The following is a 20,183-nucleotide window of genomic DNA, read 5'->3' as shown; positions in this document are numbered from 1 at the left end:
CTCAGGAGGCGGGCACGCCCGGGGCGGCGCCGCGCTCCTTGAGCATGTCGGTCATCAGCTCGACCTCCGAGCTCTGGCCGACCACCATCGACTGCGCGAGCCGCTTCTCCGCGTCGTTGTGCGCCATGTCGACGTAGCCCTGGGCCATCTCCACGCCGCCCTTGTGGTGCTCCACCATCAGCTGCAGGTAGAGCACCTCGGCGTCCCGGCCGCTCAGCGAACGGAGCTTGGCGAGCTGCGCGTTGGTGGCCATGCCGGGCATCAGCGAGCCGTCGTGCGCCTGGTAGTCGGCGCCGTGGCCGTGGCCGCCCATCGCCGTCATCCAGGTCATCGGCTTGGCCGTGGAGTGCTGGGTGAGCCCCCACTGGTCGAGCCAGCCCATCATCATGCCGCGCTGGTTGGCCTGGGTGTTGATGATGTCGAAGGCCAGGGTGCGGGTCGGCTCGTCCGACGTCCGGTCGCGGACGATGAACGACAGGTCCACCGCCTGCTGGTGGTGGGTCGACATGTCGCGGGCGAACCCGGCCTCCGGGGAGCCGTCCGCCGGAACACTGAGCGAGGACGTCCCGGAGGCGGAGGTGCCGCCCGCCACCAGGGCCGGCACACCGAGCGCGAGGGCGAGCGCGGCGGCCAGCGCGGCCGGCCACCAGATCCGCCGGCGCGCGGCCGCGCGGTCCGCGTCCTGCGCGGAGTGGTCGGCGCTCTCCGGGGAGTGCTCCGTGTTCTCCTCGGCGGCGGTCACATCGACCCCATCGTGCAGGAGGCGCCGGGCTCCTGGGTCTGCTTGCCCTGGACGTACTTGGTGAAGAACTGGTTCACCCGGGGGTCGCTCGCGCTGTCCACGGTGAGCTGGGTCGACCAGGCGCTCAGGGTGATGGTGCCCTGCTCGTCCGGGTACGGGCTCATCAGCGAGTACGGGGTGGCCTTCACCTTGTCGGAGAGGACCTTGAGGTCGTCCGGGGTGGCCTTGCCGTTGTAGGTCACCCAGACCGCGCCGTGCTCCAGCGAGTGGACGGCGCGCTCGTTCTCGACCGGCTGGTCGTAGACGGTGCCCATGCAGTCCAGCCAGACCGCGTTGTGGTCGCCGCCGACCGGCGGGGTCTGCGGGTAGGTGACCTTCTCCTTGACGTGGTTGCGGGTCAGGTCGCCGAAGGTCTGCACGCCGTCGATCGGGGCCGCCGCGGCGGCCTCCTTGGCCTTCTTGTCCTTGTTGGCGTCGACCACGATCCAGGTGCCGGTGGCTATCGCCGCGATCACCAGCACACCGGCGACCGAGCCGGCGAGGATCTTGTTGCGACGGTCGCGGCGCTGCTCGGCGGCGCGCAGCTCGGCGATCCGGGCGCGGCGGTCGTTGCTCGCCTGCTTGGCGCTCGGCTTGTTGCCCTGGGCCTTGTTCGGCTGCGTCTGCTTGGAGGCGGAACCCATGTGGTGTCCTAGTCCCCACCGCGCATCGGGCGCGGCGGTCTGAAAGAAGTGAACGGGAAGGTGCGGATCCGTCGGTCCCGCCCGCCCGGTGACACGGTGGTCGGCGGGGGAGGGCAGGGCCCGGCGGCGGGTTCCGCTCAGGACCGGTGTACTTGGAGTTCGTGCAGGTCGGGCGCGGGGTGCGGGCCGACCAGCAGCCCGGCGGGCACCACCCGGGGCAGCGCCTCGGGGGTTTCCGTCAGAGGCGCCGCCGCGGGTTGCGGTTGCGGCGGCGGGTTGGGGAGCTGGGCGTCCTGGGCGCAGTACGGGTGGCTGGAGCAGCCGTTGTTGCGGTGCGGCGGATCGCCGTCGACCGAGCACCAGGTCCAGTGCCGGTGGCTCTCCGCGCGGATCCGGTCGCCGAGGGTCTGCGGCGTCGTGGCCGGACCGGTGGCGGCGGAGCCGTGGAGCTGGGCCGGGGCGCCGGCCTCGACGTCGGCCGGGACTTCGGCCACGCCGGACGGGGGACCCACCGGGGGGTCGGCCGGGACGGTCACCGGGAGGCCCGGCCGTTCGGCCGTGACCGCCTTGGCGTGCGCCGTGCAGGGCAGTGCCATCAGCAGCCCGACCAGCAGCAGGATCCACAGCGTGCCCACCGGGCGGACCACGAGTGCGGCCCTCCCCGGTCGGGGGTTGCTGGGGGCCGACACGGTCATGCGCACATTTAATCAGCCGAATGAGTGAAGCGAGCCCTTTCCCCGGCCCTCATTTTCGAGGGCCGAGGCTTCCTAATGCCCCGGAAACGCCCTGGTCGGGGCGGTTCGGTCGACTGCGGGAGAAACAGAAACGAAACGGGCAGCGAAACCGGTGATCGATATCAGCCGATGTGGGTTCGGTTGTCGTCGAAACCCGGACAGCGCCCCGGCCCTTCGGGACAATGACGTCGAGCCAGCGACCAGGAGCCGCCAGATGACCAAGCAGGGTGCACCCGCGCAGCAGCAGCACCGGCCGGACGACGGCTGGTGGGACACGGTCTACGCGGGCCCGGCCGGCACCCTGCCCGACACCCCGGACGCCGAGTCGGGGGAGGGCAGCGTCGACGACTGGTTCGAGACGGCGGCCGGCCTCATCGGGCAGCAGCGGAGCGCGCCCGCCGAGGAGACGGCGCCGGCCGAGGCGGCGCCGGAGGCCGGGGGAACGCCGGGAGCCGGGCCGGTGGCCCCGGCCGGCGAGGAGGTGCTGGAGCGGGACAGCATCGACGACTGGTTCGACACCGCCGCCGGTGTGATCGCCCCGCAGCCGCCGGCCGCCGAGGTGCCGGTGGCCGAGGTGCCGGCCGCCGACGTGCCGCTGGCCGAGGTGCCGGTGACCGCTGCTCCGGCGGCCGACGAGACGCGCCGCTTCCCCGCCCCGTTCTGGGCGGCGGACGCCCGGGTGCCCGAACCGCGCCCGAAGCCCGAGGCCGCGTCGGCTCCGGCGCCCGACCCCGTCCCTGCCTCGGAACCGGAGCCGGAACCGGAACCGGCCCCGGAGGCGCACGTGGAACCGGCCCCGGAGCCGGAGCCGGCCGTCGAACCGGAGCCGGCCGTCGCCGAGGACGTCGAGCCCGAGCCGCCCGCCGCCGAGCCGCCCGCGCCGCGCCCGGCCGCCCGGCCCGGGCGGGCCGAGGCCGCGCCCACCGTGCCGCACGTGGGCGAGCGCCCGCCCACCTACGGTCCCGAGCCGACCGCCGTCCCCGAGGCCGACCCCGGCGCCCTGGGCGGCGTCGTCGCCGACACCGTGCTGGAAGGCGCCCAGTACGGCGCCACCACCCTGCGGGCGGCCTCCGTCCGGGGTGACTCCGTCCGCCACCGGGGCGAGACCCGGCGGGACTCGCTGCTGGTGACCCGGTTCGGCGAGGGAGCGGACGGCCTGCTGCTCGCCGTGATCGGCGGCTTCGACGACGCGGGACCCACGGCCGAGGCGGTCGCCACCGCGGCCGCCGAGGCCTGCCGCCAGCTCGCCGGCGCGGTCGGCCGCAGCCGCGAGAGCCTGGCCGCCGACCTGCGCGACGGTGCCCGTGACCGGCTGCGCTACGGCCTCCAGCGGCTCGCGCTGAGCTCCGTCGCCCCGCTGCGGGCCCTGGCGCCGGAGAGCGCCGCGGACGCCGCGGACGCCGTGGAAGCCGTGGACACCCCGGACACCGCGGACGGCGAATCGTCCCCGGCCTCGCTGCACTGCCTGCTGGTCTCGCTCGATCCGACGGCCGGCTACCGGGCGGCGTTCGGGGTCGGCCCGGGCGGCCTGTACCTGCTGCGGTCCGGTCACTGGATCGACGCCTACGCGGCCCGGCTGCTGCACCAGCCCGACGGCCAGCCGCCGGCGTCGGAGACCCCGGCACCGGGCTCGCGCCCGTTCCGCTTCCGGATGGTCCCGGCGACCCCGGGCGACATCCTGCTGCTCTGCACCCCCGGCCTGGCCCGCCCGATCGCCGACGAACCGGCGGTCGCGCACTTCCTGGCCTCCCACTGGGCCCACCCGCACCCCCCGGGCACCGTCGACTTCCTCCGCCAGGTCCAGGTCCGCGCCAAGGGCTACGCCGACGACCGCACCGCCGCCGCGATCTGGACCGAGTAGCCCGTCGGTTGCCTACTCTTGTGGCCATGACCGCCCAGCCTCCGGAGACCTCTCCGCACACCGTTCCGCCAGGAGAAATCCGCGCCTCCCACGACGACCGCGAAGCAGTGGTGGAGCAGCTGCGCGATGCGGCAGCCGAGGGGCGTATCGACCTCGACGAGCTGGACGCGCGCCTGGAGGCGGCGCTGAAGTCGAAGACCCGCGGCGAGTTGGCGGTCCTGACCGCCGATCTGCCCAGCCCGGAGCCCCCGGAGAGCGAACCGCCGCTGGTGGTCAAGGGCGGCATGTCCGGAGCGTCCCGCGGCCCCGGGCGCTGGGAGGTTCCCGGGCACGTGATCGCCCACGGAGGGCTCGGGGGCGTGAAGCTCGACTTCACCCGGGTCGAGTGCCGCCGCACGGAGATCGTCGTGGAGGCGTACGGGGAGATGGCCGGCGTCACGATCGTCATCCCCGACGCGTGGGCCGCGGACACCGGCGGCGTGGATCCCGGCCTCGGCGGCCTGACGGACAAGACCACTCCCGGTCGGCTCCCGGGAACCCCGCTGATCCGGCTCACCGGGGCCGGCGGCATGGCGGGACTGGTCGTCCGCCATCCCAACCGCCGGGAACGGCGCAAGCTGCTCAGCGATCCGGGGCGGCCGTAGCCCCCCGGTCCTCGCCCGGGTCAGGCGGCCGGTACGGCGCCGAGCAGGGTGCCGCAGGCGGTGGTGGCGAGGTGGTGGGCGCGGGAACGGGCGGCGCCGGGCAGGCCGAGGGCGAGCGGGACGGCGAGGCCGTCGAGCAGGGCGCGGATCTGGATGGCGCGCTCGGTGGCGTCGCCCGGGGCGAACCGGGCGGCGGCGGTGCCCTCCTCGATCAGCGCGACCAGGTCGGCCTGCCAGGGCGCCTCGATCTCCAGCTGCCCCTGCCGCAGTTCCTCGCTGGCGGGGGAGCGCCCCCACACCTCGACCCAGAGGATCCAGCGCGGGTCCCCCGGGCCTTCCGGCAGGTACAGCCCGGTGTACTCCGCCAGCCGCTGCCGCACGTCGCGACCGCCGTCGGCGAGCATCGCCCGGCGGCGGGCGCCGAGCTGCTCCTCGCTCCACCGCAGGGTCTCCAGCAGCAGCTGGTCCTTGCTGCCGAAGTAGTAGAGCAGGTGCCCGGCGCTCATCTGGAGCTGCCGGCCGAGGCCGGCCATGGTGAGCTTGGCGAGCCCGTGCTCGGCGATGGCGGCGCGCGCGGTGGCGAAGACCTCCTCGCGGGGGCGGGCCGGTCGGCGCGGGCGGGCGTCGGCCATCGGTGCTGCTCCTCCGGGCTCAAGGGGGCCTTCACGATACCGGCCGTGGCCGGGCGGCCACGGAGTGGGACGTCGGCCGTTTCGACGCCCCACTCCTGCGGGTACGTACCGATCGGGGTACCGACCGGGGGATTTCCGACCCGAGGGGGTGGCCGATGGCCACGATGATCGCCCTGTTCGCCGGTGTCGCCGTCCTGGTGACCGGCCTGACGGTGTACCTGCACCGGCGCCGCAACGGCCCGACCGAGAACGTCGAAGGCCTGCTGACCGAGCAGGAGCGGCTGGCCCAGCTACGGGCCCTCCGCTCCTCCTACAGCTCGATCGCGATGCACAGCTCCCACGGACTCACCACCGACGACCTGGGGAGGTACCACCACTAGGGCGTGTCTGACAATTCGCGTCGGATCAGCGGGCGGCGTCAGGGTGCGTGCATCGCAAGGCGGAGGAGGGAGTCCATGCGGAGTATCGGCGACCGACGACAACGCGGCGAGGTGCGTGCCCTGGCGTCGCCCGCCCGGCGGGAATTGTCAGACACGCCCTGGGAACCGGGCCGGGATCAGGCCTTCGGCTGCTGCTGGGTGATGCAGTGGATGCCGCCGCCGTTGGCGAAGATCTCGCGGGCGTCGACCAGCTCGACCGTGCGGCCGGGGTAGGCCTCGGCCAGGACGGCGGCGGCCTCCTGGTCGCGCGGGTCGTCGAAGGCGCACAGCACCACGGCGCCGTTGGCGACGTAGTGGTTGATGTACGAGTAGTCGACCGGCTCGCCCTCCTCGTCCAGCAGGACGGTGGGGGCGGGCAGCTCGACGACCTCCAGCGGGCGGCCCTGGGCGTCGGTGGAGGCCCGCAGGATCGCCACCAGCTCCCGGCACACCTCGTGGTCGGGGTGCGCCGGGTCCGGCTGGACGTGGGCGACGACGACGCCGGGGCGGACGAAGGAGGCGACGATGTCGATGTGGCCGCGGGTGCCGAACTCGTCGTAGTCGCGGGTGAGCCCGCGCGGCAGCCAGATCGCCTTGGTGGTGCCGAGGAAGGCGTGCAGCTCGGCCTCGACCTGCTCCTTGGTCCAGTCGGCGTTGCGGCCCTCGCCGAGCTGGACGGTCTCGGTGACGAGCACCGTGCCCTCGCCGTCGACGTGGATGCCGCCGCCCTCGTTGATGAGCCTGGAGGCGAAGCGCTGGACCCCGGTCAGCTCGCCGATGTGCTCGGCGACGTGCTGGTCCTTGTCCCAGCGGGCCCAGGACTGCGCGCCCCAGCCGTTGAAGATCCAGTCGGTGGCGGCCACCCCGCCCTTGCCGTCGATCAGGAAGGTCGGGCCGATGTCGCGCATCCAGGCGTCGTTCAGCGGCCGCTCGACGATCTCGACCGCGTCGGCGACGTACTTGCGGGCCTCCGCCGTCTCACCGGTGTTCACGACCAGGGTGACCGGTTCGTACCGCACGATCGTGTTGGCGACGTTCGCCCAGGCCTCGCGCGCCGCGTGCAGGTGCTCGGGCGTGTCGAAGGTCGGGTTGTCGGTCGGGAAGGCCATCCAGGTGCGGTCGTGCGGGTGCCACTCGGCGGGCATCCGGTAGCCGAGCGAGGCGGGGGCGGGGGTGGTCATCGCGGCGTCCTTCGGTGGGGCGGGGGAGGGTCAGAGGAAGTAGAGGCGGCTGAGCGAGACGCTGTCGGCGGGCTCGGAGCGCAGCGGGGCGCCGTCGAGCGAGACCAGGCCGGTCTCGGTGACCTCGACGCGGCCGACCCGGGCGTTGCGCACCATGTCGCGCGGTCCGATGCCGCGGGTTCCCCGGACGCCGACGCGCCGGCGCCGGGTGGGCAGACCGTCGGCGGGGCGGTCGAGGTAGGCGCCGTCGGCGGCGGCCTGGGCGACGAAGGCGACCGAGATGTCGGCGGCGGTGGCGCCGTGCGCGCCGAACTGCGGGCCGAGCACGAGGGGCTCGCAGCGGTCGGTGGAGGCGTTGGGGTCGCCGACCACGCCGTAGGCGGGGAAGCCCGCCTTGAGGACCAGCTGCGGCTTGGCGCCGAAGTGGTCCGGGCGCCACAGCACGATGTCGGCGAGCTTGCCGATCTCGATCGAGCCGACCTCGTGGGCCAGGCCGTGGGCGATGGCGGGGTTGATGGTCAGCTTGGCGACGTAGCGCAGGACGCGCTCGTTGTCGTCACCGCTCTCGACGGTCCCGAAGCCGCCGTCGAGCGGGCCGAGCTCGGCCTTCATCTTGCCGGCCATGGCGAAGGTGCGGCGCACGGTCTCGCCGGCCCGGCCCATGCCCTGGGCGTCGGAGGAGGTGATGCCGATGACGCCCAGGTCGTGCAGCACGTCCTCGGCGCCCATCGTGCCGGCCCGGATCCGGTCGCGGGCCATCGCGGCGTCGCCGGGCAGGTCGGTCTTGAGGTCGTGCGCGGAGACGATCATGTCGAAGTGCTCGCCCAGCGCGTCCCTGCCGAACGGCAGGGTGGGGTTGGTGGAGGAGCCGATGACGTTCGGCACGCCCGCCATCTTGAGCACGTTGGGGACGTGGCCGCCGCCGCAGCCCTCGATGTGGAAGGCGTGGATGGTCCGGCCCTCCAGCACCTTGAGGGTGTCCTCGACGGACAGGCACTCGTTGAGGCCGTCGGTGTGCAGGGCGACCTGGACGTCGTACTCCTCGGCGACCCGCAGCGCGGTGTCCAGGGCGCGGGTGTGGGCGCCCATGTCCTCGTGCACCTTGAAGCCGGAGGCGCCGCCCTCGGCGAGGGCCTCGATCAGCGGGGCCTCGTCGGAGGAGGAGCCGCGGCCGAGGAAGCCGATGTTGACCGGCCAGGCGTCGAAGGCGTTGAAGGCGTGCCGCAGGGCCCACGGCGAGTTGACGCCGACGCCCCAGACCGGGCCGAACTCCTGGCCGATGATCGTGGTGACGCCGGAGGCGAGCGAGGCCTCCATGATCCGCGGCGACAGCAGGTGGACGTGGGTGTCGATGGCGCCGGCGGTGGCGATCATGCCCTCGCCGGAGACGATCGTCGTCCCGGTGCCGACGACCACGTCGACGCCGTCCATGGTGTCCGGGTTGCCGGCCCGGCCGATGGAGGCGATCCGGCCGGCGATCAGGCCGATCGAGGTCTTGCGGATGCCCTGGACGGCGTCGATCACCAGGACGTTGCTGATCACCACGTCGCAGGTGTCGCGGACGGCGGCGGGCTTGAGGTGCAGGCCGTCGCGGGCGGTCTTGCCGAAGCCGGCCAGGAACTCGTCGCCCGGGGTCTGCGAGTCGGACTCGACGCGGACGATCAGCCCGGAGTCGCCGAGCCGGATCCGGTCGCCGGCCCGGGGGCCGTGCACGGAGATGTAGTCGAGCGGGGTGATGGACGTCACGACTCGACCTCCGCGTCGTCGAAGTGGGTGAGGTAACCGGTGGCGCGGGCCTTGGCCAGCGCGGCCTCCTTGGCGCCGGGGGCGTCCAGCGGGCCGTCGACCAGGCCGGCGAAGCCGATCGCGACCCGCGCGCCGCCGATCGGCACCAGGCCGACCTCGACGGTGGCGCCCGGGTCGAAGCGCACCGAGGATCCGGCCGGGATCGCCAGGTGGGTGCCGTAGGCGGCGGCGCGGTCGAAGGCCAGGCGCGGGTTGGCCTCGAAGAAGTGGAAGTGCGAGGTGACCGAGATCGGCACCCCGGAGGTGTTGTGGACCGGCAGGACCACGGTCTCCTCGACCGGGTCGTAGCCGGCGCCGTCGCCGAGCAGCGCGCCGCCGGGGGCCTCGTCGCCGAGCGAGCCGGCGCCCCGGAACGGGTCGTTGACCACGGCGAGGCGGGTGCCGTCGTCGAAGACCGCCTCCACCTGGACCACGGTGACCACGTCGGGCACGCCGGGCAGCACGTCGTCGGCGGTGAGCACGGAGCGGCCGGCCTCGATGGCCTCGGCGAGGCGCCGGCCGTCCCGGGCGGCCTCGCAGACGGTGTCGGCGATCAGCGCGGTCGCCTCGGGGATGTTGAGGCGGACGCCTCGGGCGCGGCGGGCGCGGGCCAGCTCGGCTGCTGTGAAGATCAGCAGCCGGTCCCGCTCGGTGGGGGTCAGTCGCACGGTTCCTCGCTCGCGGTGGCCGGGTGAGGGGGGAGGACGTTAGAACGGCGTTCAAACATCTCCGGCCATTGAACCCGGAGCGGTCCGCCCTGTCCAGCCTTGCCGCTCCCGCGGCGATCGGCTCGGCGGAACGCCCGGGGCGGCGGCGCCGGAGACCGAAAACCGCCCGTACGCTTCGCAAACCTGTCCGGCGCGGGCAGTTGGATCACGTGAACCGCCCCGTGCCCCTTTCACCCCAGGTGATCGCCTGGGTGCCGTTCCAAATGCCGAAAGCTGGGCATGAGGATGATTGGTCAGTACCAAGTGGGCCGACCGGCCGGCGGGGGATACCGGACCGGTGACCCGGAACGAGGGCGGGGGCAGGGGTGATGGACGGTCAGTCGCGATTCCCGCGGCAGCGAACGAGTTCGGGGGGAGCCTTCCGGGTGACCGGAACCGGCCAGGGCGCCCCGGCGGGCACCACCGGCCCCGTGAACGCGCTGGGCGTGCCCGGCGTCACCCGGCCGGGCGCACCCGCACCCGGGTGTGCGCTCAACCGCCGGCTCCACCTGGCGCTGGAGGCCGCCGACCTGGTCGGCGTCGGCGCGGTCCGCCACCGGCTGCGCGCCGCGCTCGGTGTGTGGGGCGTGCCCGAGCTGGCCGACACCGCCGAGCTGCTCACCTCCGAACTGGTCACCAACGCGCTGCAGCACACCGGCCAGGGCGCGGTCTTCGATGCGGTGCTCACCGGTGACCAGAGGCTGCGCATCGAGGTCCAGGACGGCACGGCCCGACTGCCCGGCCGCCGCCGTGACCCGGACGCGGAGTACGCCACCTCCGGCCGCGGGCTGCTGCTGGTCGAGGCGCTCGCCGACTCCTGGGGCGTCCAGCTGCGCGGTGACGGCAAGGTCACCTGGTTCGAACTGGGCATCGTCGGCGCCTGAGCCGCCGTCCGCGGTTCGCCGTCCGCGGTTCACCGTTCGGCCTCCCTCGCCGCCGTTTGCCGTACGAGCACCGTTCGCTGTCGAACGATGCGCGGAAGTGAAGGCGTACGACAAGGTTTCCGGCCCGTTGCCATTGCCGCTCGGCCGAACATTGGCCAGGATGGTGGGAATGTGTGCCCACGTGCGAGAAGCGGCGGGGAAAGACCACCTCGACCGATGACCGCCCATGGGCGCGCGACCGTCGAGCACCACCCATCACCCGCCACGCGGCCCGTCCGGACGGTCGGCGCGGTCCGCCACGGCAGCGGCAGGAGCAGCATGCCCACAGAGCCCGAGTCACCGGGGCCGGCCCTTCCCGCCGGTCCGACCACGACCGGCTCCGGGCGGGCCAGACCCCCCGCGCAGGCGGCCCGGCGGCACCCGCTGCGCACCGCCCCCGGCCTGGCGGCCGGCCGGCTGGCGCCGATGCTCTCCGGTGGTCTGCCGCTCTCCCCGGGTGACTCCACGCCGGACTGGCTCGAACCCGCGATGGCGGCCAACGGCATCGGCTCGTTCGACTGGGACATCCGCCGCGACGTCCTGGAGGGCGACCAGCGCGCCTGCGCCATCGTCGGCCTCGACGTCGTCGAGAAGGGCCGCTTCGACCGCACCTCCGCCTCCTTCCTGGCCCTGCTCCACCCCGAGGACGCCCCCGTGGTGCGCCGCCGGGTCGAACGCGCCGTCGCCGAACTCGGCCAGTGCGGCGCCTACTACCGGACGGTCGGCCGGGGCGGTGCCACCCGGGCCGTCCGGTTCCGCGGCCGGGTCCTCGCCGACGCCTTCGGCCGCGCCTCCCGGATGGTCGGCTTCGTCTGGGACGCCACCGTCGAGCTGCACAAACGCGACCGCGCCGACCGGCTCGCCCTGCTGCGCGAGGAGCGTTCCCGCTTCATCAAGGAGGCCGCCCGCGCGCTCTCCGAGGCGGTCACGGTGCGGGACGTCGCCCGGGTCTTCACCGAGCTTCCGCTGCCCGGCCTGCCGCCGGACGGCCTGGTGCTCGCCTCCTTCGAGGCCGGCCGGGTGCAGATGCTCGGCGCCTCCGGCTACCCCACCGAGGAGCTGGCCGGCTACGACCGCTCGGTGCTGCCGCCGAGCCACCCCGCCGCCGAGGCGCTGCGGGGCCGCGCCCCGGTGTTCTGCGCCAGCCGCGAGGAGTACCGCGAGCGCTACCCGGACGTCTGGGAGCAGGTCCGCCGCACCACCCGCAGCTCCTGGGCCTTCCTGCCGCTGGTCGCCAGCGGCCGGGCGATCGGCCTCTGCGTGGTCAGCTTCGACGACGACCGCCGGCTGGACGCCGACGAGCGCACCCTGCTCTCCACCCTCGGCGGCCTGGTCGCGCAGTCCCTGGCCCGGGCCCGGCTGCACGACGCCGAGCACGAACTGGCGGCCGGCCTCCAGCGCGTCATGCTGCCGCGCACCGTGCCGTCCGTGCCGGGCGTCACCACCGCCGTCCGCTACCTGGCGGCCGGTTCCGGCCTGCAGATCGGCGGCGACTGGTACGACGTGGTGCCGCTGCCCGGCGGCCACGTCGGCCTGGTGATCGGCGACGTCCAGGGCCACGACGTGCACGCGGCCGGCATCATGGGCCAGCTGCGGATCGCCCTGCGCGCCTACGCCGCCGAGGGCCACCCGCCCGCCGCGGTGATGGCCCGGGCCTCGCGCTTCCTCGCCGACCTCGACACCGACCACTTCGCCACCTGCACCTACGCCGAGGTCAACGTCGACTACGGCGTGGTCTACGCCGTCCGGGCCGGCCACCTCGACCCGGTGGTGCGGCGCGGCGACGGCACCGCCACCACCGTCCCGGTGGCCGGCGGGCTGCCGCTCGGCATCGCCCCGGACGAGGAGTACCGGGTCACCCGGTTCAGCCTCGACCCGGGCGAGACCGTGCTGCTCTGCACCGACGGCCTGGTCGAGGCGCGCGGCATGGACCTCGACGAGGGCATCGCCCGGCTCACCGCGGTGCTCGCCGAGCCGCTCGCGAGCCCCGTCGCGAGCGGCCGCGACCCGCTGGACGAGCTCGCCGACCGGATCGCCTCGCAGGCCGCCGACTCCAGCGAGCGCGAGGACGACATAGCGCTGCTCCTGCTGCGCTGGGACGGCCCCGAGGGCGGCCTGGCCGCGCAGCAGCTGCGCCGCCGGATCGGTCAGGCCGACCTCGCCCGGATCTCCGAGGTCCGCGCCGAGCTGCGGGACGCGCTGCGCCGCTGGGGGGTGGCCGAGCTGATCGACACCGCCGAACTGCTCTCCTCCGAGCTGGTCACCAACGCCATCCGGCACACCGACCGGGACGCCATGTTCACCGCCCGCCTCTACCGGGAGCCGGTCGCGGACGGCGGCCGGGCGCGGCTGCGGGTCGAGGTGGAGGACGAGTCGGACCTCTGGCCGACCCGTCGCACCCCGGGGGAGCAGGCGTCGTCCGGGCGCGGGCTGATGCTGGTCGAGGCGCTGGCCGACGGCTGGGGCGTGGAGCCCCGGGGAACGGGCAAGCGGATGTGGTTCGAGCTCAGCGTGACGCCCGCGGACTGAGGTTCGGCGGACCGGCGTTCGGGGGACGGGCGTTCAGGAGCGCCGGGGCGTCAGCCGAACTGCTGCTCCAGGTCGTTCAGCTTCTGCTCCAGGAAGTCCAGCCGGGGCAGGGCCGCGGTGTTCTCCTCGGTCGTGAGGTCGACGGTGCGCCGCTCGGGCCTGGCCGGCAGGCCGGGCTGGGCGGCCGTGCCCTCGGCGCCGGGCCCGTCGGCGCCGGCCGTCCTGGCGGACTCCGAGCCGGACTCCAGTTGCCGGGGCGCCGCCGGGGGAGCCACACCGCCGCGCTGGCGCCAGACGCTGTTGGTGCGGTTGATCGCCCGGATCTCGGCCCGCTCGCGGCGCCCCGCCAGCCGGCGGCGCTCCTTCTCCCGGATCCGCTCGCGCTTGTCGTTGCGGACGTCCTCGACCGCCTCGTCCAGGCTGCGGACGTTCTCCAGCAGCATCAGCGACCAGGCGGCGTAGGTCTCGCGCGGGGCGCGCAGCCAGCGGACGATCCGGATCTGCGGCAGCGGGCGGGGGACCAGCCCCTGCTCGCGCAGCGCGGCGCGGCGGGTCTGCTTGAGCGCCCGGTCGAACAGCACGGCGGCCGAGAGTGACATCCCCGCGAAGAACTGCGGCGCGCCGGCGTGGCCGAAGCCGCGCGGGGCGTGCACCCAGTTGAACCAGGCCGAGGCGCCGGCGAACAGCCAGACCAGCAGCCGGGAGCCGAGCGCCGCGTCGCCGTGGCTGGCCTCGCGCACCGCGAGCACGGAGCAGAACATCGCGGCCCCGTCCAGGCCGAACGGCACCAGGTACTCCCAGCCGCCGGACAGGTTGAGGTTCTGCACCCCGAAGCCGACCAGGCCGTGGAAGGAGAGCGCGGCGGCCACGGCCGCGCAGCAGAACAGCAGGGTGTAGGAGGCCCCGCCGTACAGGGACTCCTTGCGGCGGCGGCGCTCCTCGGCCCGCTCCCAGGAGTCCGCGCCGCTCCCGCCGCCCGTGCCGCCCCGGTTCCGGGCCAGGGCCACCAGGAGCGCGGTGAGCAGCAGCACCGCGACGCCGGTGACGGCCCAACCCAGCGGTATGTCGGACAATTTCATCGCCTGGACCAGCCTCGCTTTCCTGCGCCGCAATTCCTGCGTCGTGATGGCGGGGACCATCATGGCGGATGCGTGGTCGAAGAGCGGCCGATTTCCTGTCAATGCACCGGTGTGAGGGATTTCTGGCGGGGGATAAGTCGTTTCGTCATATTTATATGGAAAAAGGGGAGTCGGGAATTCCGGACCCGTCAAAGGTCTCGGTCCGGCCCGCGTCGGCCTGCGTAAGACTCCGTCAAACCCGCACGGCCCGGGGGCAGCCCGCGCACATCGCCTCGATCCGCGCCGTGTAGACGAGGCAGCAACTGGCCCGGCACCGCTCGGACTGTTCGACGCGTGCCGGGGAGCCGGGCGCCGGAGCGGTGAATCCGGCGCCCGGCGTGAAGGGCGCGCACTCCGGCGCGCCGGGGCCGTCCGCGCCGAACAGTGCGCTGAGCTCCGTCCGTACACGCTCCTCCTCGCCGAGCCGCCGGCCGACGTACCAGAGGCCCTCCACCACCGCGTCCGTGGCCATCGCCCAGAGCGTGCGCGGCCCGCGCCGCACCTCCGGACGGAAGGCCGTCAGCACCGGGGTCAGGAAGTCCGCCAGCGCCGCCCGGAGTTCGGCGGCCAGTGCGGTCTCGTCGGCCACCGTCCGCGCCGCCAGGACCACCGCCGGATCGTGCGGCAGACAGACGAAGGCGTCCTGGCCCGCCGTCAGCTCGCCGCTGCGGCGGCGGATCGAGACGTCGCCGGGCGCGAGCAGCGGCACCCGGCGCTCCAGGAACCACGGCAGGGTGAACAGCAGCGAGACCTGCCAGACGAACCGGTGCAGCCCGATGCCGGCCGCCACGTCCGGCCGCAGCGCCCGGCCGTAGCGGGCCAGGCCCTGCCGGGCGTCGTACGCGACCAACTCCCGCAGCGCGTCCGGGTCCGCCACCAGCTGCGCCCCCGCGATCCACCCCCGCCCGGAACGCGGCGGCGCACAGCGCACCCGAAGCTCGGGAACCACCTCACCGAGCCGCCGGTAGGCGCCCACCGCGGGCGGCAGGGGGGCCTCGGCGCCGGCCGGGTCGGGCCGGTGGGCAGGTGCGGAGGCTGCGGGCGCGACGGGGGCGGGGGCGGTGCCCGCCGGTTCCGGGGCGGTGCGCGGGGGCGCGGTGGTGAGGGAGGGGGCGGGGCCGTGGCGGCGGGCGGTGGGGTCGGCCCGTTCGGCGGTGGGCCGGGCGCTGCTCGCGGTCATGGTCGTGCCCCTCGGGTCGACCGGGCCGACCGGACCGTCCGGTCCGTGCCCGGCCGGGGCGTGCCGTGACACCGCTGCGCCGTACGTCCGGGCCCGGCCGGTCGGGGCCCGACGGAGCCCGGGAACGGCAAGGCTGACCCGGCCGGGTCACTGCTCGACCCGGCCAGGTTAGCCTCACCTTAGCTGATCGGCCCCTGGCTCTGCCTCTCGACGCGTCCGTCCGAGGGGGCGCCCGGCGCGCGCCCCGTACCGAGCTGGCGCGCGAGCCAGACCGGTACGCCTCCGAGGGCCTGCACCAGCCGGGCCGCCTCCGCCCGCAGCCGCGCGGCCTCGGCCGGCCCGGACACCTCGGCCAGCGCGGCCAGCGCCGGGGCCACCCCCACCGTGAAGCCCAGTTGCTCGCGCAGCCGCAGCGAGGCGTCGAACCCCTCCCGCGCCCGCTCGCGGTCCCCCGCCGCGAGCGCCAGCGCGGCCAGGTGCCGCCAGGTCGACGAGCGCAGCAGCTCGTCGCCCCGCTCGCCCGCGCCGTCGTGCGCCCGCCGGTAGGCGATCCAGGCCGCGGTCGGGTCGCGCAGCAGGTTCTCCGCGACCAGCCCCCGGCGGAAGTCCAGCAGTGGCCGGCCCGGTGCGTCCGGCGGCAGCAGGGCCGAGGTGCGGCCGAGCGCCGCCTGTGCCTCGTCCAGCCGGTCGCGGGCGCCGAGCACGCTGGCCACGTACGCCAGAAAACCCCGGGCGCAGGCCGCCGCCGCGCGCTGCTCGGTGGTCGCCGCGACGGCCTCGGCCAGTCGCAGCGCCTGCTCGGCCTGACCCCAGTGGGCGGCGGTGAACAGGCACTGCTCGATCAGCAGTTCGGCCCTGACGAGTGCTGCCGACGGGTCGCGCTCGGCGGTCGGCCGCAACAGCTCGGCGGCCTCCCGCCAGCACGCCCGGGACCGTAACCGCCATACGGTGTCCCCCGGCTCCGGAGGCGCCGCCGGCCCCCGTGCGTCCCGGCCACTAGGGCCCCATCCGTGCTCCGACAACGCCACCTCCTTGTGTGCGCCATCCAGCAGGAAGCGGGCCCCTCCCCACTCGTGGCATGACGCGCCACAGGCCCGCGCTGTGGCGGCAATTCAACACGGGGGCGAGCTTGTGCACCAGATCACGAGCGGAGGTTGTTGCGCTCGGCCGGGTTTTCGTCTAAACGATCAGCGGGCGGGCGGCCGGGGCCGAACGGGCCTCAGGACGTCCAGCCGGTCTCCATCAGAGCCTCCGCGGCGCCGTTCGCGGGCTGCGGCACACCCGCCAGGTCCAGGCTGAACAGGGCGACCAGCAGCTGCTCCCCGCGCACCGTGGCCTGGTGCGAATAGCCCGCAAGGGTGAACATCGCGGCGGCCATCTCCTCCGCGTGCAGGGTCTGCAGCCAGAGGCACTCGACCGACTTCACGTCCGCCGGCTCGGTCCAGGTGTCCACCTGGGCGACCATCCGGCTGCCCAGCAGGGTGACCCCGTCCCGCTCCTGGGCCTCCGTCAGCTCCAGGTCGTCGAAGCCCAGCCACTCCAGGTAGCGGGCCGCGGTGAACACCGCGTCCTGCGAGGTCCGCACCGGGTGCGGGCGGAACGGCGCGCGCCGCCGCCACGGCGCCGCCGGGGTGCCCGCGCCCGCGGCGGGCGGTGCCGCGGCGGGGGCGTCCGGCGAGTGCGCGGGCCGCGTCGGGTGCGGGTGGGAGGCCCGCGGGCCGGCGGCGGCGCCCAGCGGACCGGCGGTGGAGCCGCCCAGCCGGGTCGTCCGGTCCACCGGGAGGCGCACGGTGGCCCCGCAGTTGCAGGTGAACTCGGGCTGCGGCCACTGGTCGGAGCGCCCGCAGTGCGGACAGCGCATGCTCAGCCAGGAGTCCTCCCAGGACCGGAAGCGCACCTGCACCGGCACCCCGCCGCGCAGCAGCGGCACCTTGAGCGAGGCACCGCACGGGCAGGGCAGTGACGGCGGTTCGTAGAGGTGCTCCCGCCGGCAGGCGGGGCAGCGGATCGCCCGGGCGCCACCCGCCGCCCCCGGGCCGCGGCCGGCCGGGTCGTGTCCGGTGAAGTCGTCGGGCAGTCCGGGCATGGCGGGCACCGTCCGTTCGAGTCGGGGGTGGGTGACGTGTCCCATGCTCCCCGAAACCCGCCGGACACGGCGCGGAATGCGGCAATCCTCAGGGACGAATCAGGGGTGTGCGCTCGATCGGTCGGCGGCGAGGAGGAGAGGACTCCCCCTCGCGTGGGAGCCGGGGCCGTTCCCGGGGCGCACCGGGGTGAACGCGTGCGGCCCGGTCCGCCCCGTGAGTCACCCCGCGCCCCAGCGGGCGAGGTCGGCCGGGGTGTCCAGGTCGTCCGGGGCGGCGACGTCGGCGCACTCGACGAGGACGAGGTCGTCCGGATGCGCCGCCAGCAGGGCGCGCGCCCCCGCGTCGCCGTGTGCGGCGGCGAGCGCCGCGGCGAAGTGCCGGGCGCCGATCAGCACCGGATGCCCGCGCCGCCCGTGGTACGCCGCGGCGGCCAGCTCCGCCCCGGCCCGGTGCGCGGCCAGCAGCCGGGCCACCGCGGCCGGGCTCACCCCCGGGGTGTCCACCAGCATCACCAGCGCCGCCGAGGAGCGGGCCGGCAGCGCGGCCAGGCCGGTGCGCAGCGAGGAGCCCATGCCGCTCTCCCAGTCCGGATTGGCCACCAGACGGCAGCCCGGCAGGTGCGCCGTCGACCGCACCCGTGCCCGGTCCGCGCCCAGCACCACCGTCACCTCCCGGCAGCCGCCCGCCCGGGCCACCGCCGCCGCGTGTTCCACCAGCGGCCGGCCCCGGTAGCGGAGCAGCGCCTTCGGCCGCCCGCCCAGCCGCCGTCCACCTCCGGCGGCCAGCACCACGGCGGCCACCGCATCGCCCTGTTCCATGCGCTCAGCGTGCCCGCCCGGGGCCGCCGCCGAACAGCCCGGCGGTCGGCGGTCGGCCGCTCGCTCAGCCGCGCGCGCGGGCCGTCGGCCGGGCGAAGTGCGCGCGGTAGGCGCGCGGGGTCATGCCGACCCGCTGGAGGAGGTGGCGGCGCAGCGAGTCGGGGGTGACGAAGCCGGTGCGGGCGGCGACCCGCTCGACCGGCAGCTCGGTGGACTCCAGCAGTTCCCGGGCCTGTTCGAGGCGCTGGGTGAGCAGCCACTGCAGCGGGGTGGTCCCGGTCTCGGCCTGGAAGCGGCGGTTGAGGGTGCGCACGCTCACCCCGGCGTGCGCGGCCAGTCCGGCCAGGGTGAGCGGCTCGGCGAGCCGGGCGAGGGCCCAGGCGCGGGTGGCGGCGAGCGAGCTGCCGTCCGGGGCGGCCACCGGCGTCGGCAGGACCTGGCCCTGGCCGCCGTCGCGGACCGCCGAGACCGCCGCCAGCCGGGCCACCGCGTTGGCGACCGCCGCGCCGTGGTCGGTGCGCACCATGTGCAGGCACAGGTCGATGCCGGCGGTGAGCCCGGCCGAGGTGAGTACCGGGCCGTCGTCGACGAACAGCGCCTGTGGCAGTACCCGGACGTTGGGGAAGCGGTGCTCCAGCGCGCCCGCCTGCACCCAGTAGGTGGTGGCGCTGTGCCCGTCGAGCAGTCCGGCCTGGGCGAGCACGAAGGCGCCGGTGCAGATCGAGGCCATCCGCGCGCCCCGGCCGGCCGCGGTGCGCAGGGCCGCGAGGATCCGCTCGTCGGCGTCGGCCCGGGACGCCGACCCGGTGACGAGGACGGTGTCGGCGGTGGTGATCGTGTCCAGGCCGTGCGGGACGACGACCTGGAGGCTGCCGGTGCTCGCCACCGGGCCCGGCTCGACGGTGCAGATCCGCACCTGGTAGGCCGGGCGGCCGTCCACCTCGGCGGAGCCGAAGACGATGTCGGGGATGGTGAGGTCGAAGGCGGTGACCGGCGGCACGGCGACGACCGCGATCCGGTGGACGCCCGAGGGGGCGGGCGTGGGCGCGGACGAGGGCATGGCCAGAACCTCCGGAACCTTGGCAGCCGGAGCCCTGCCGTGCGGCGGGGCCCTGGCCGAGAGTTGATCACGGCGCCGCGCAGTCCGGCGCCACCACCCCTCAGGCAACCAAGGAGCCTCCCATGTCCTTCCACGTCGTCACCGGCGCCGGCCCGACCGGTACCGCCACCGCCCTGCGCCTGGCCGGGGAGGGCGAGCGGGTCCGCCTGGTCACCCGGCGCGGCAACGGTCCCGAGCACCCGGGCATCGAGCGGGTCGCCGCCGACGCCACCGACGCCGACGCCCTCACCGCGCTCGTCGAGGGCGCGCACGCGCTGATCAACTGCGCGGCCCCGCAGTACCACCGCTGGCTGACCGAGTTCCCGCCGCTCGCCGCCGCCCTGCTGACCACCGCCGTGCGGACCGGCGCGGGCTACGTCATGCTCGGCAACGTCTACGGCTACGGCCCGGTGGCCGGCCCGCTCACCGAGGACCTGCCGGCCGCCCCGACCAGCCGCAAGGGCACGCTGCGGGCGGCCCTGTGGGCGGACGCGCTGGCCGCCCACGAGGCGGGCCGCGCGCGCGTCACCGAGGTGCGGGCCAGCGACTTCGTCGGACGCGGCGCCACGTCGCTGTTCGCCATCACCGTGGTGCCCGCCGTGGTGGCGGGCGAGCCGGTGGGCTACCCCGCCGACCTGGACGCGGCGCACAGCTGGAGCTACGTCGGCGACGTGGCCGCCACGCTGGTCGCCGCAGCGCGCAACGAGACGTCCTGGGGCCGGGCCTGGCACGTGCCCAGCACCAGCGAGGCGTCCCCCCGCGAGCTGGCCGGGCGGCTGGCGGAGGCGGCCGGGGCGCCGGAGCCGGCGCTCACCGAGGTCTCCCGGGCGGCGCCGGCCCGCTCCGGCAACGAGATCCTCGCCGAGGTGGAGGAGATGGGCTACCTGTACGACCGGCCGCTGCTGCTCGACTCGACGGCGACGCGGGAGACGCTGGGGGTGGCGGCGACCCCGCTGGAGACGGTGGTGGAGGAGAGCGTCCGCGCGCTGCGGCCCTGAGCGCGGATGCGGCGGGGCGGCCGGGCGGTGGGGCGGCGGGCTT

20 protein-coding genes are annotated in these 20,183 nt (G+C 75.2%); 7 read left to right on the top strand and 13 right to left on the bottom strand.

Going from position 1 to position 20,183, the window contains the following annotated elements; all coding sequences use genetic code 11:
* Position 1: 1 nt before the first annotated feature.
* The 3 genes from ACFVUH_RS03940 to ACFVUH_RS03930 all read right to left on the bottom strand — a co-directional run bounded on the left by ACFVUH_RS03940 (position 2) and on the right by ACFVUH_RS03930 (position 2,120).
* Positions 2–742: a DUF305 domain-containing protein gene (locus ACFVUH_RS03940; RefSeq protein ID WP_387911024.1), complete on the bottom strand. Its 741-nt coding sequence runs from the start codon at positions 740–742 to the stop codon at positions 2–4.
* Positions 739–1,425 (bottom strand): DUF3105 domain-containing protein, encoded by a 687-nt coding sequence (locus ACFVUH_RS03935; protein ID WP_355364608.1) that lies wholly within the window; start codon positions 1,423–1,425, stop codon positions 739–741. The genes ACFVUH_RS03940 and ACFVUH_RS03935 overlap by 4 nt, the downstream gene beginning before the upstream one ends.
* 137 nt (positions 1,426–1,562) lie before the next feature.
* The gene (locus ACFVUH_RS03930; RefSeq protein WP_387911022.1) at positions 1,563–2,120 is read right to left on the bottom strand and encodes a hypothetical protein; all 558 of its coding nucleotides are present in this window, start codon (positions 2,118–2,120) and stop codon (positions 1,563–1,565) included.
* Positions 2,121–2,373: 253 nt separating this feature from the next.
* On the opposite strand from ACFVUH_RS03930, the gene ACFVUH_RS03925 reads away from it, so the two are divergent.
* Together ACFVUH_RS03925 and ACFVUH_RS03920 are read left to right on the top strand one after the other, a co-directional pair.
* A complete protein-coding gene (locus tag ACFVUH_RS03925) occupies positions 2,374–4,020 on the top strand; it encodes a protein phosphatase 2C domain-containing protein (RefSeq protein WP_387911021.1) in 1,647 nt (548 codons plus the stop codon).
* Positions 4,021–4,046: 26 nt separating this feature from the next.
* The gene (locus tag ACFVUH_RS03920; protein WP_387911019.1) at positions 4,047–4,664 is read left to right on the top strand and encodes a DUF1707 domain-containing protein; all 618 of its coding nucleotides are present in this window, start codon (positions 4,047–4,049) and stop codon (positions 4,662–4,664) included.
* A gap of 20 nt (positions 4,665–4,684) precedes the next feature.
* Here ACFVUH_RS03920 and ACFVUH_RS03915 read toward each other — a convergent pair whose 3' ends face one another.
* Positions 4,685–5,296, bottom strand: coding sequence for a TetR family transcriptional regulator C-terminal domain-containing protein (locus ACFVUH_RS03915; RefSeq protein WP_387911017.1), 612 nt, complete (start codon positions 5,294–5,296; stop codon positions 4,685–4,687).
* Between the two features lie 155 nt (positions 5,297–5,451).
* Between ACFVUH_RS03915 and ACFVUH_RS03910 the strand changes: the two genes are divergently transcribed.
* The gene (locus tag ACFVUH_RS03910) at positions 5,452–5,676 is read left to right on the top strand and encodes a hypothetical protein (RefSeq protein ID WP_355364593.1); all 225 of its coding nucleotides are present in this window, start codon (positions 5,452–5,454) and stop codon (positions 5,674–5,676) included.
* 176 nt (positions 5,677–5,852) lie between these two features.
* Here the strand turns inward: ACFVUH_RS03910 and ACFVUH_RS03905 are convergent, their stop codons facing one another.
* The 3 genes from ACFVUH_RS03905 to ACFVUH_RS03895 are packed head-to-tail and all read right to left on the bottom strand — an operon-like array spanning position 5,853 to position 9,349.
* Positions 5,853–6,896 (bottom strand): agmatine deiminase family protein, encoded by a 1,044-nt coding sequence (locus tag ACFVUH_RS03905; RefSeq protein WP_355364590.1) that lies wholly within the window; start codon positions 6,894–6,896, stop codon positions 5,853–5,855.
* A 30-nt stretch (positions 6,897–6,926) separates the two neighbouring features.
* Positions 6,927–8,642: an urease subunit alpha gene (locus tag ACFVUH_RS03900; protein ID WP_387911015.1), complete on the bottom strand. Its 1,716-nt coding sequence runs from the start codon at positions 8,640–8,642 to the stop codon at positions 6,927–6,929.
* The gene (locus ACFVUH_RS03895) at positions 8,639–9,349 is read right to left on the bottom strand and encodes an urease subunit gamma (RefSeq protein ID WP_355364587.1); all 711 of its coding nucleotides are present in this window, start codon (positions 9,347–9,349) and stop codon (positions 8,639–8,641) included. The genes ACFVUH_RS03900 and ACFVUH_RS03895 overlap by 4 nt, the downstream gene beginning before the upstream one ends.
* A gap of 425 nt (positions 9,350–9,774) precedes the next feature.
* Between ACFVUH_RS03895 and ACFVUH_RS03890 the strand changes: the two genes are divergently transcribed.
* The gene (locus ACFVUH_RS03890) at positions 9,775–10,272 is read left to right on the top strand and encodes an ATP-binding protein (RefSeq protein ID WP_387911013.1); all 498 of its coding nucleotides are present in this window, start codon (positions 9,775–9,777) and stop codon (positions 10,270–10,272) included.
* Between the two features lie 318 nt (positions 10,273–10,590).
* Entirely contained in the window at positions 10,591–12,840 is a 2,250-nt protein-coding gene (locus ACFVUH_RS03885) for a SpoIIE family protein phosphatase (RefSeq protein WP_387911012.1), read from the top strand.
* 50 nt (positions 12,841–12,890) lie between these two features.
* Here ACFVUH_RS03885 and ACFVUH_RS03880 read toward each other — a convergent pair whose 3' ends face one another.
* Positions 12,891–13,919 (bottom strand): DUF2637 domain-containing protein, encoded by a 1,029-nt coding sequence (locus ACFVUH_RS03880; protein ID WP_387911010.1) that lies wholly within the window; start codon positions 13,917–13,919, stop codon positions 12,891–12,893.
* On the opposite strand from ACFVUH_RS03880, the gene ACFVUH_RS03875 reads away from it, so the two are divergent.
* Positions 13,858–14,034, top strand: a complete 177-nt coding sequence (locus tag ACFVUH_RS03875) for a hypothetical protein (protein ID WP_387911344.1) — start codon at positions 13,858–13,860, stop codon at positions 14,032–14,034. The two genes, ACFVUH_RS03880 and ACFVUH_RS03875, sit on opposite strands and share 62 nt — an antisense overlap.
* A 117-nt stretch (positions 14,035–14,151) precedes the next feature.
* Here ACFVUH_RS03875 and ACFVUH_RS03870 read toward each other — a convergent pair whose 3' ends face one another.
* From ACFVUH_RS03870 to ACFVUH_RS03850, 5 genes are all read right to left on the bottom strand, one after another.
* Positions 14,152–15,138, bottom strand: coding sequence for a (2Fe-2S)-binding protein (locus ACFVUH_RS03870; RefSeq protein WP_387911008.1), 987 nt, complete (start codon positions 15,136–15,138; stop codon positions 14,152–14,154).
* A 179-nt stretch (positions 15,139–15,317) separates the two neighbouring features.
* Positions 15,318–16,187: a hypothetical protein gene (locus tag ACFVUH_RS03865; RefSeq protein WP_387911326.1), complete on the bottom strand. Its 870-nt coding sequence runs from the start codon at positions 16,185–16,187 to the stop codon at positions 15,318–15,320.
* Between the two features lie 170 nt (positions 16,188–16,357).
* Positions 16,358–17,224, bottom strand: coding sequence for a hypothetical protein (locus ACFVUH_RS03860; RefSeq protein ID WP_355364569.1), 867 nt, complete (start codon positions 17,222–17,224; stop codon positions 16,358–16,360).
* Positions 17,225–17,443: 219 nt separating this feature from the next.
* The gene (locus ACFVUH_RS03855; RefSeq protein ID WP_355364566.1) at positions 17,444–18,043 is read right to left on the bottom strand and encodes a nucleotidyltransferase family protein; all 600 of its coding nucleotides are present in this window, start codon (positions 18,041–18,043) and stop codon (positions 17,444–17,446) included.
* Positions 18,044–18,107: 64 nt separating this feature from the next.
* A complete protein-coding gene (locus tag ACFVUH_RS03850; protein WP_387911006.1) occupies positions 18,108–19,103 on the bottom strand; it encodes a GlxA family transcriptional regulator in 996 nt (331 codons plus the stop codon).
* A 122-nt stretch (positions 19,104–19,225) separates the two neighbouring features.
* Between ACFVUH_RS03850 and ACFVUH_RS03845 the strand changes: the two genes are divergently transcribed.
* Entirely contained in the window at positions 19,226–20,140 is a 915-nt protein-coding gene (locus ACFVUH_RS03845) for an NAD-dependent epimerase/dehydratase family protein (protein ID WP_387911004.1), read from the top strand.
* The last annotated feature ends 43 nt before the right edge of the window (positions 20,141–20,183 follow it).

Origin of the sequence: Kitasatospora sp. NPDC058032 (genome assembly GCF_042885845.1) — a bacterium.
Lineage (GTDB): Bacteria > Actinomycetota > Actinomycetes > Streptomycetales > Streptomycetaceae > Kitasatospora.
This window is presented reverse-complemented; position numbering and strand designations above follow the sequence as displayed.

Bases quoted from the DNA above. Each gene is read 5' to 3' on its own strand.
- ACFVUH_RS03910 (WP_355364593.1), top strand. From the start codon at position 5,452: ATGGCCACGATGATCGCCCTGTTCGCCGGTGTCGCCGTCCTGGTGACC.
- ACFVUH_RS03915 (WP_387911017.1), bottom strand. From the start codon at position 5,296: ATGGCCGACGCCCGCCCGCGCCGACCGGCCCGCCCCCGCGAGGAGGTC.
- ACFVUH_RS03850 (WP_387911006.1), bottom strand. From the start codon at position 19,103: ATGCCCTCGTCCGCGCCCACGCCCGCCCCCTCGGGCGTCCACCGGATC.
- ACFVUH_RS03860 (WP_355364569.1), bottom strand. From the start codon at position 17,224: ATGCCCGGACTGCCCGACGACTTCACCGGACACGACCCGGCCGGCCGC.
- ACFVUH_RS03885 (WP_387911012.1), top strand. From the start codon at position 10,591: ATGCCCACAGAGCCCGAGTCACCGGGGCCGGCCCTTCCCGCCGGTCCG.
- ACFVUH_RS03855 (WP_355364566.1), bottom strand. From the start codon at position 18,043: ATGGAACAGGGCGATGCGGTGGCCGCCGTGGTGCTGGCCGCCGGAGGT.
- ACFVUH_RS03925 (WP_387911021.1), top strand. From the start codon at position 2,374: ATGACCAAGCAGGGTGCACCCGCGCAGCAGCAGCACCGGCCGGACGAC.
- ACFVUH_RS03920 (WP_387911019.1), top strand. From the start codon at position 4,047: ATGACCGCCCAGCCTCCGGAGACCTCTCCGCACACCGTTCCGCCAGGA.
- ACFVUH_RS03880 (WP_387911010.1), bottom strand. From the start codon at position 13,919: ATGAAATTGTCCGACATACCGCTGGGTTGGGCCGTCACCGGCGTCGCG.
- ACFVUH_RS03870 (WP_387911008.1), bottom strand. From the start codon at position 15,138: ATGACCGCGAGCAGCGCCCGGCCCACCGCCGAACGGGCCGACCCCACC.
- ACFVUH_RS03845 (WP_387911004.1), top strand. From the start codon at position 19,226: ATGTCCTTCCACGTCGTCACCGGCGCCGGCCCGACCGGTACCGCCACC.
- ACFVUH_RS03935 (WP_355364608.1), bottom strand. From the start codon at position 1,425: ATGGGTTCCGCCTCCAAGCAGACGCAGCCGAACAAGGCCCAGGGCAAC.
- ACFVUH_RS03930 (WP_387911022.1), bottom strand. From the start codon at position 2,120: ATGACCGTGTCGGCCCCCAGCAACCCCCGACCGGGGAGGGCCGCACTC.
- ACFVUH_RS03905 (WP_355364590.1), bottom strand. From the start codon at position 6,896: ATGACCACCCCCGCCCCCGCCTCGCTCGGCTACCGGATGCCCGCCGAG.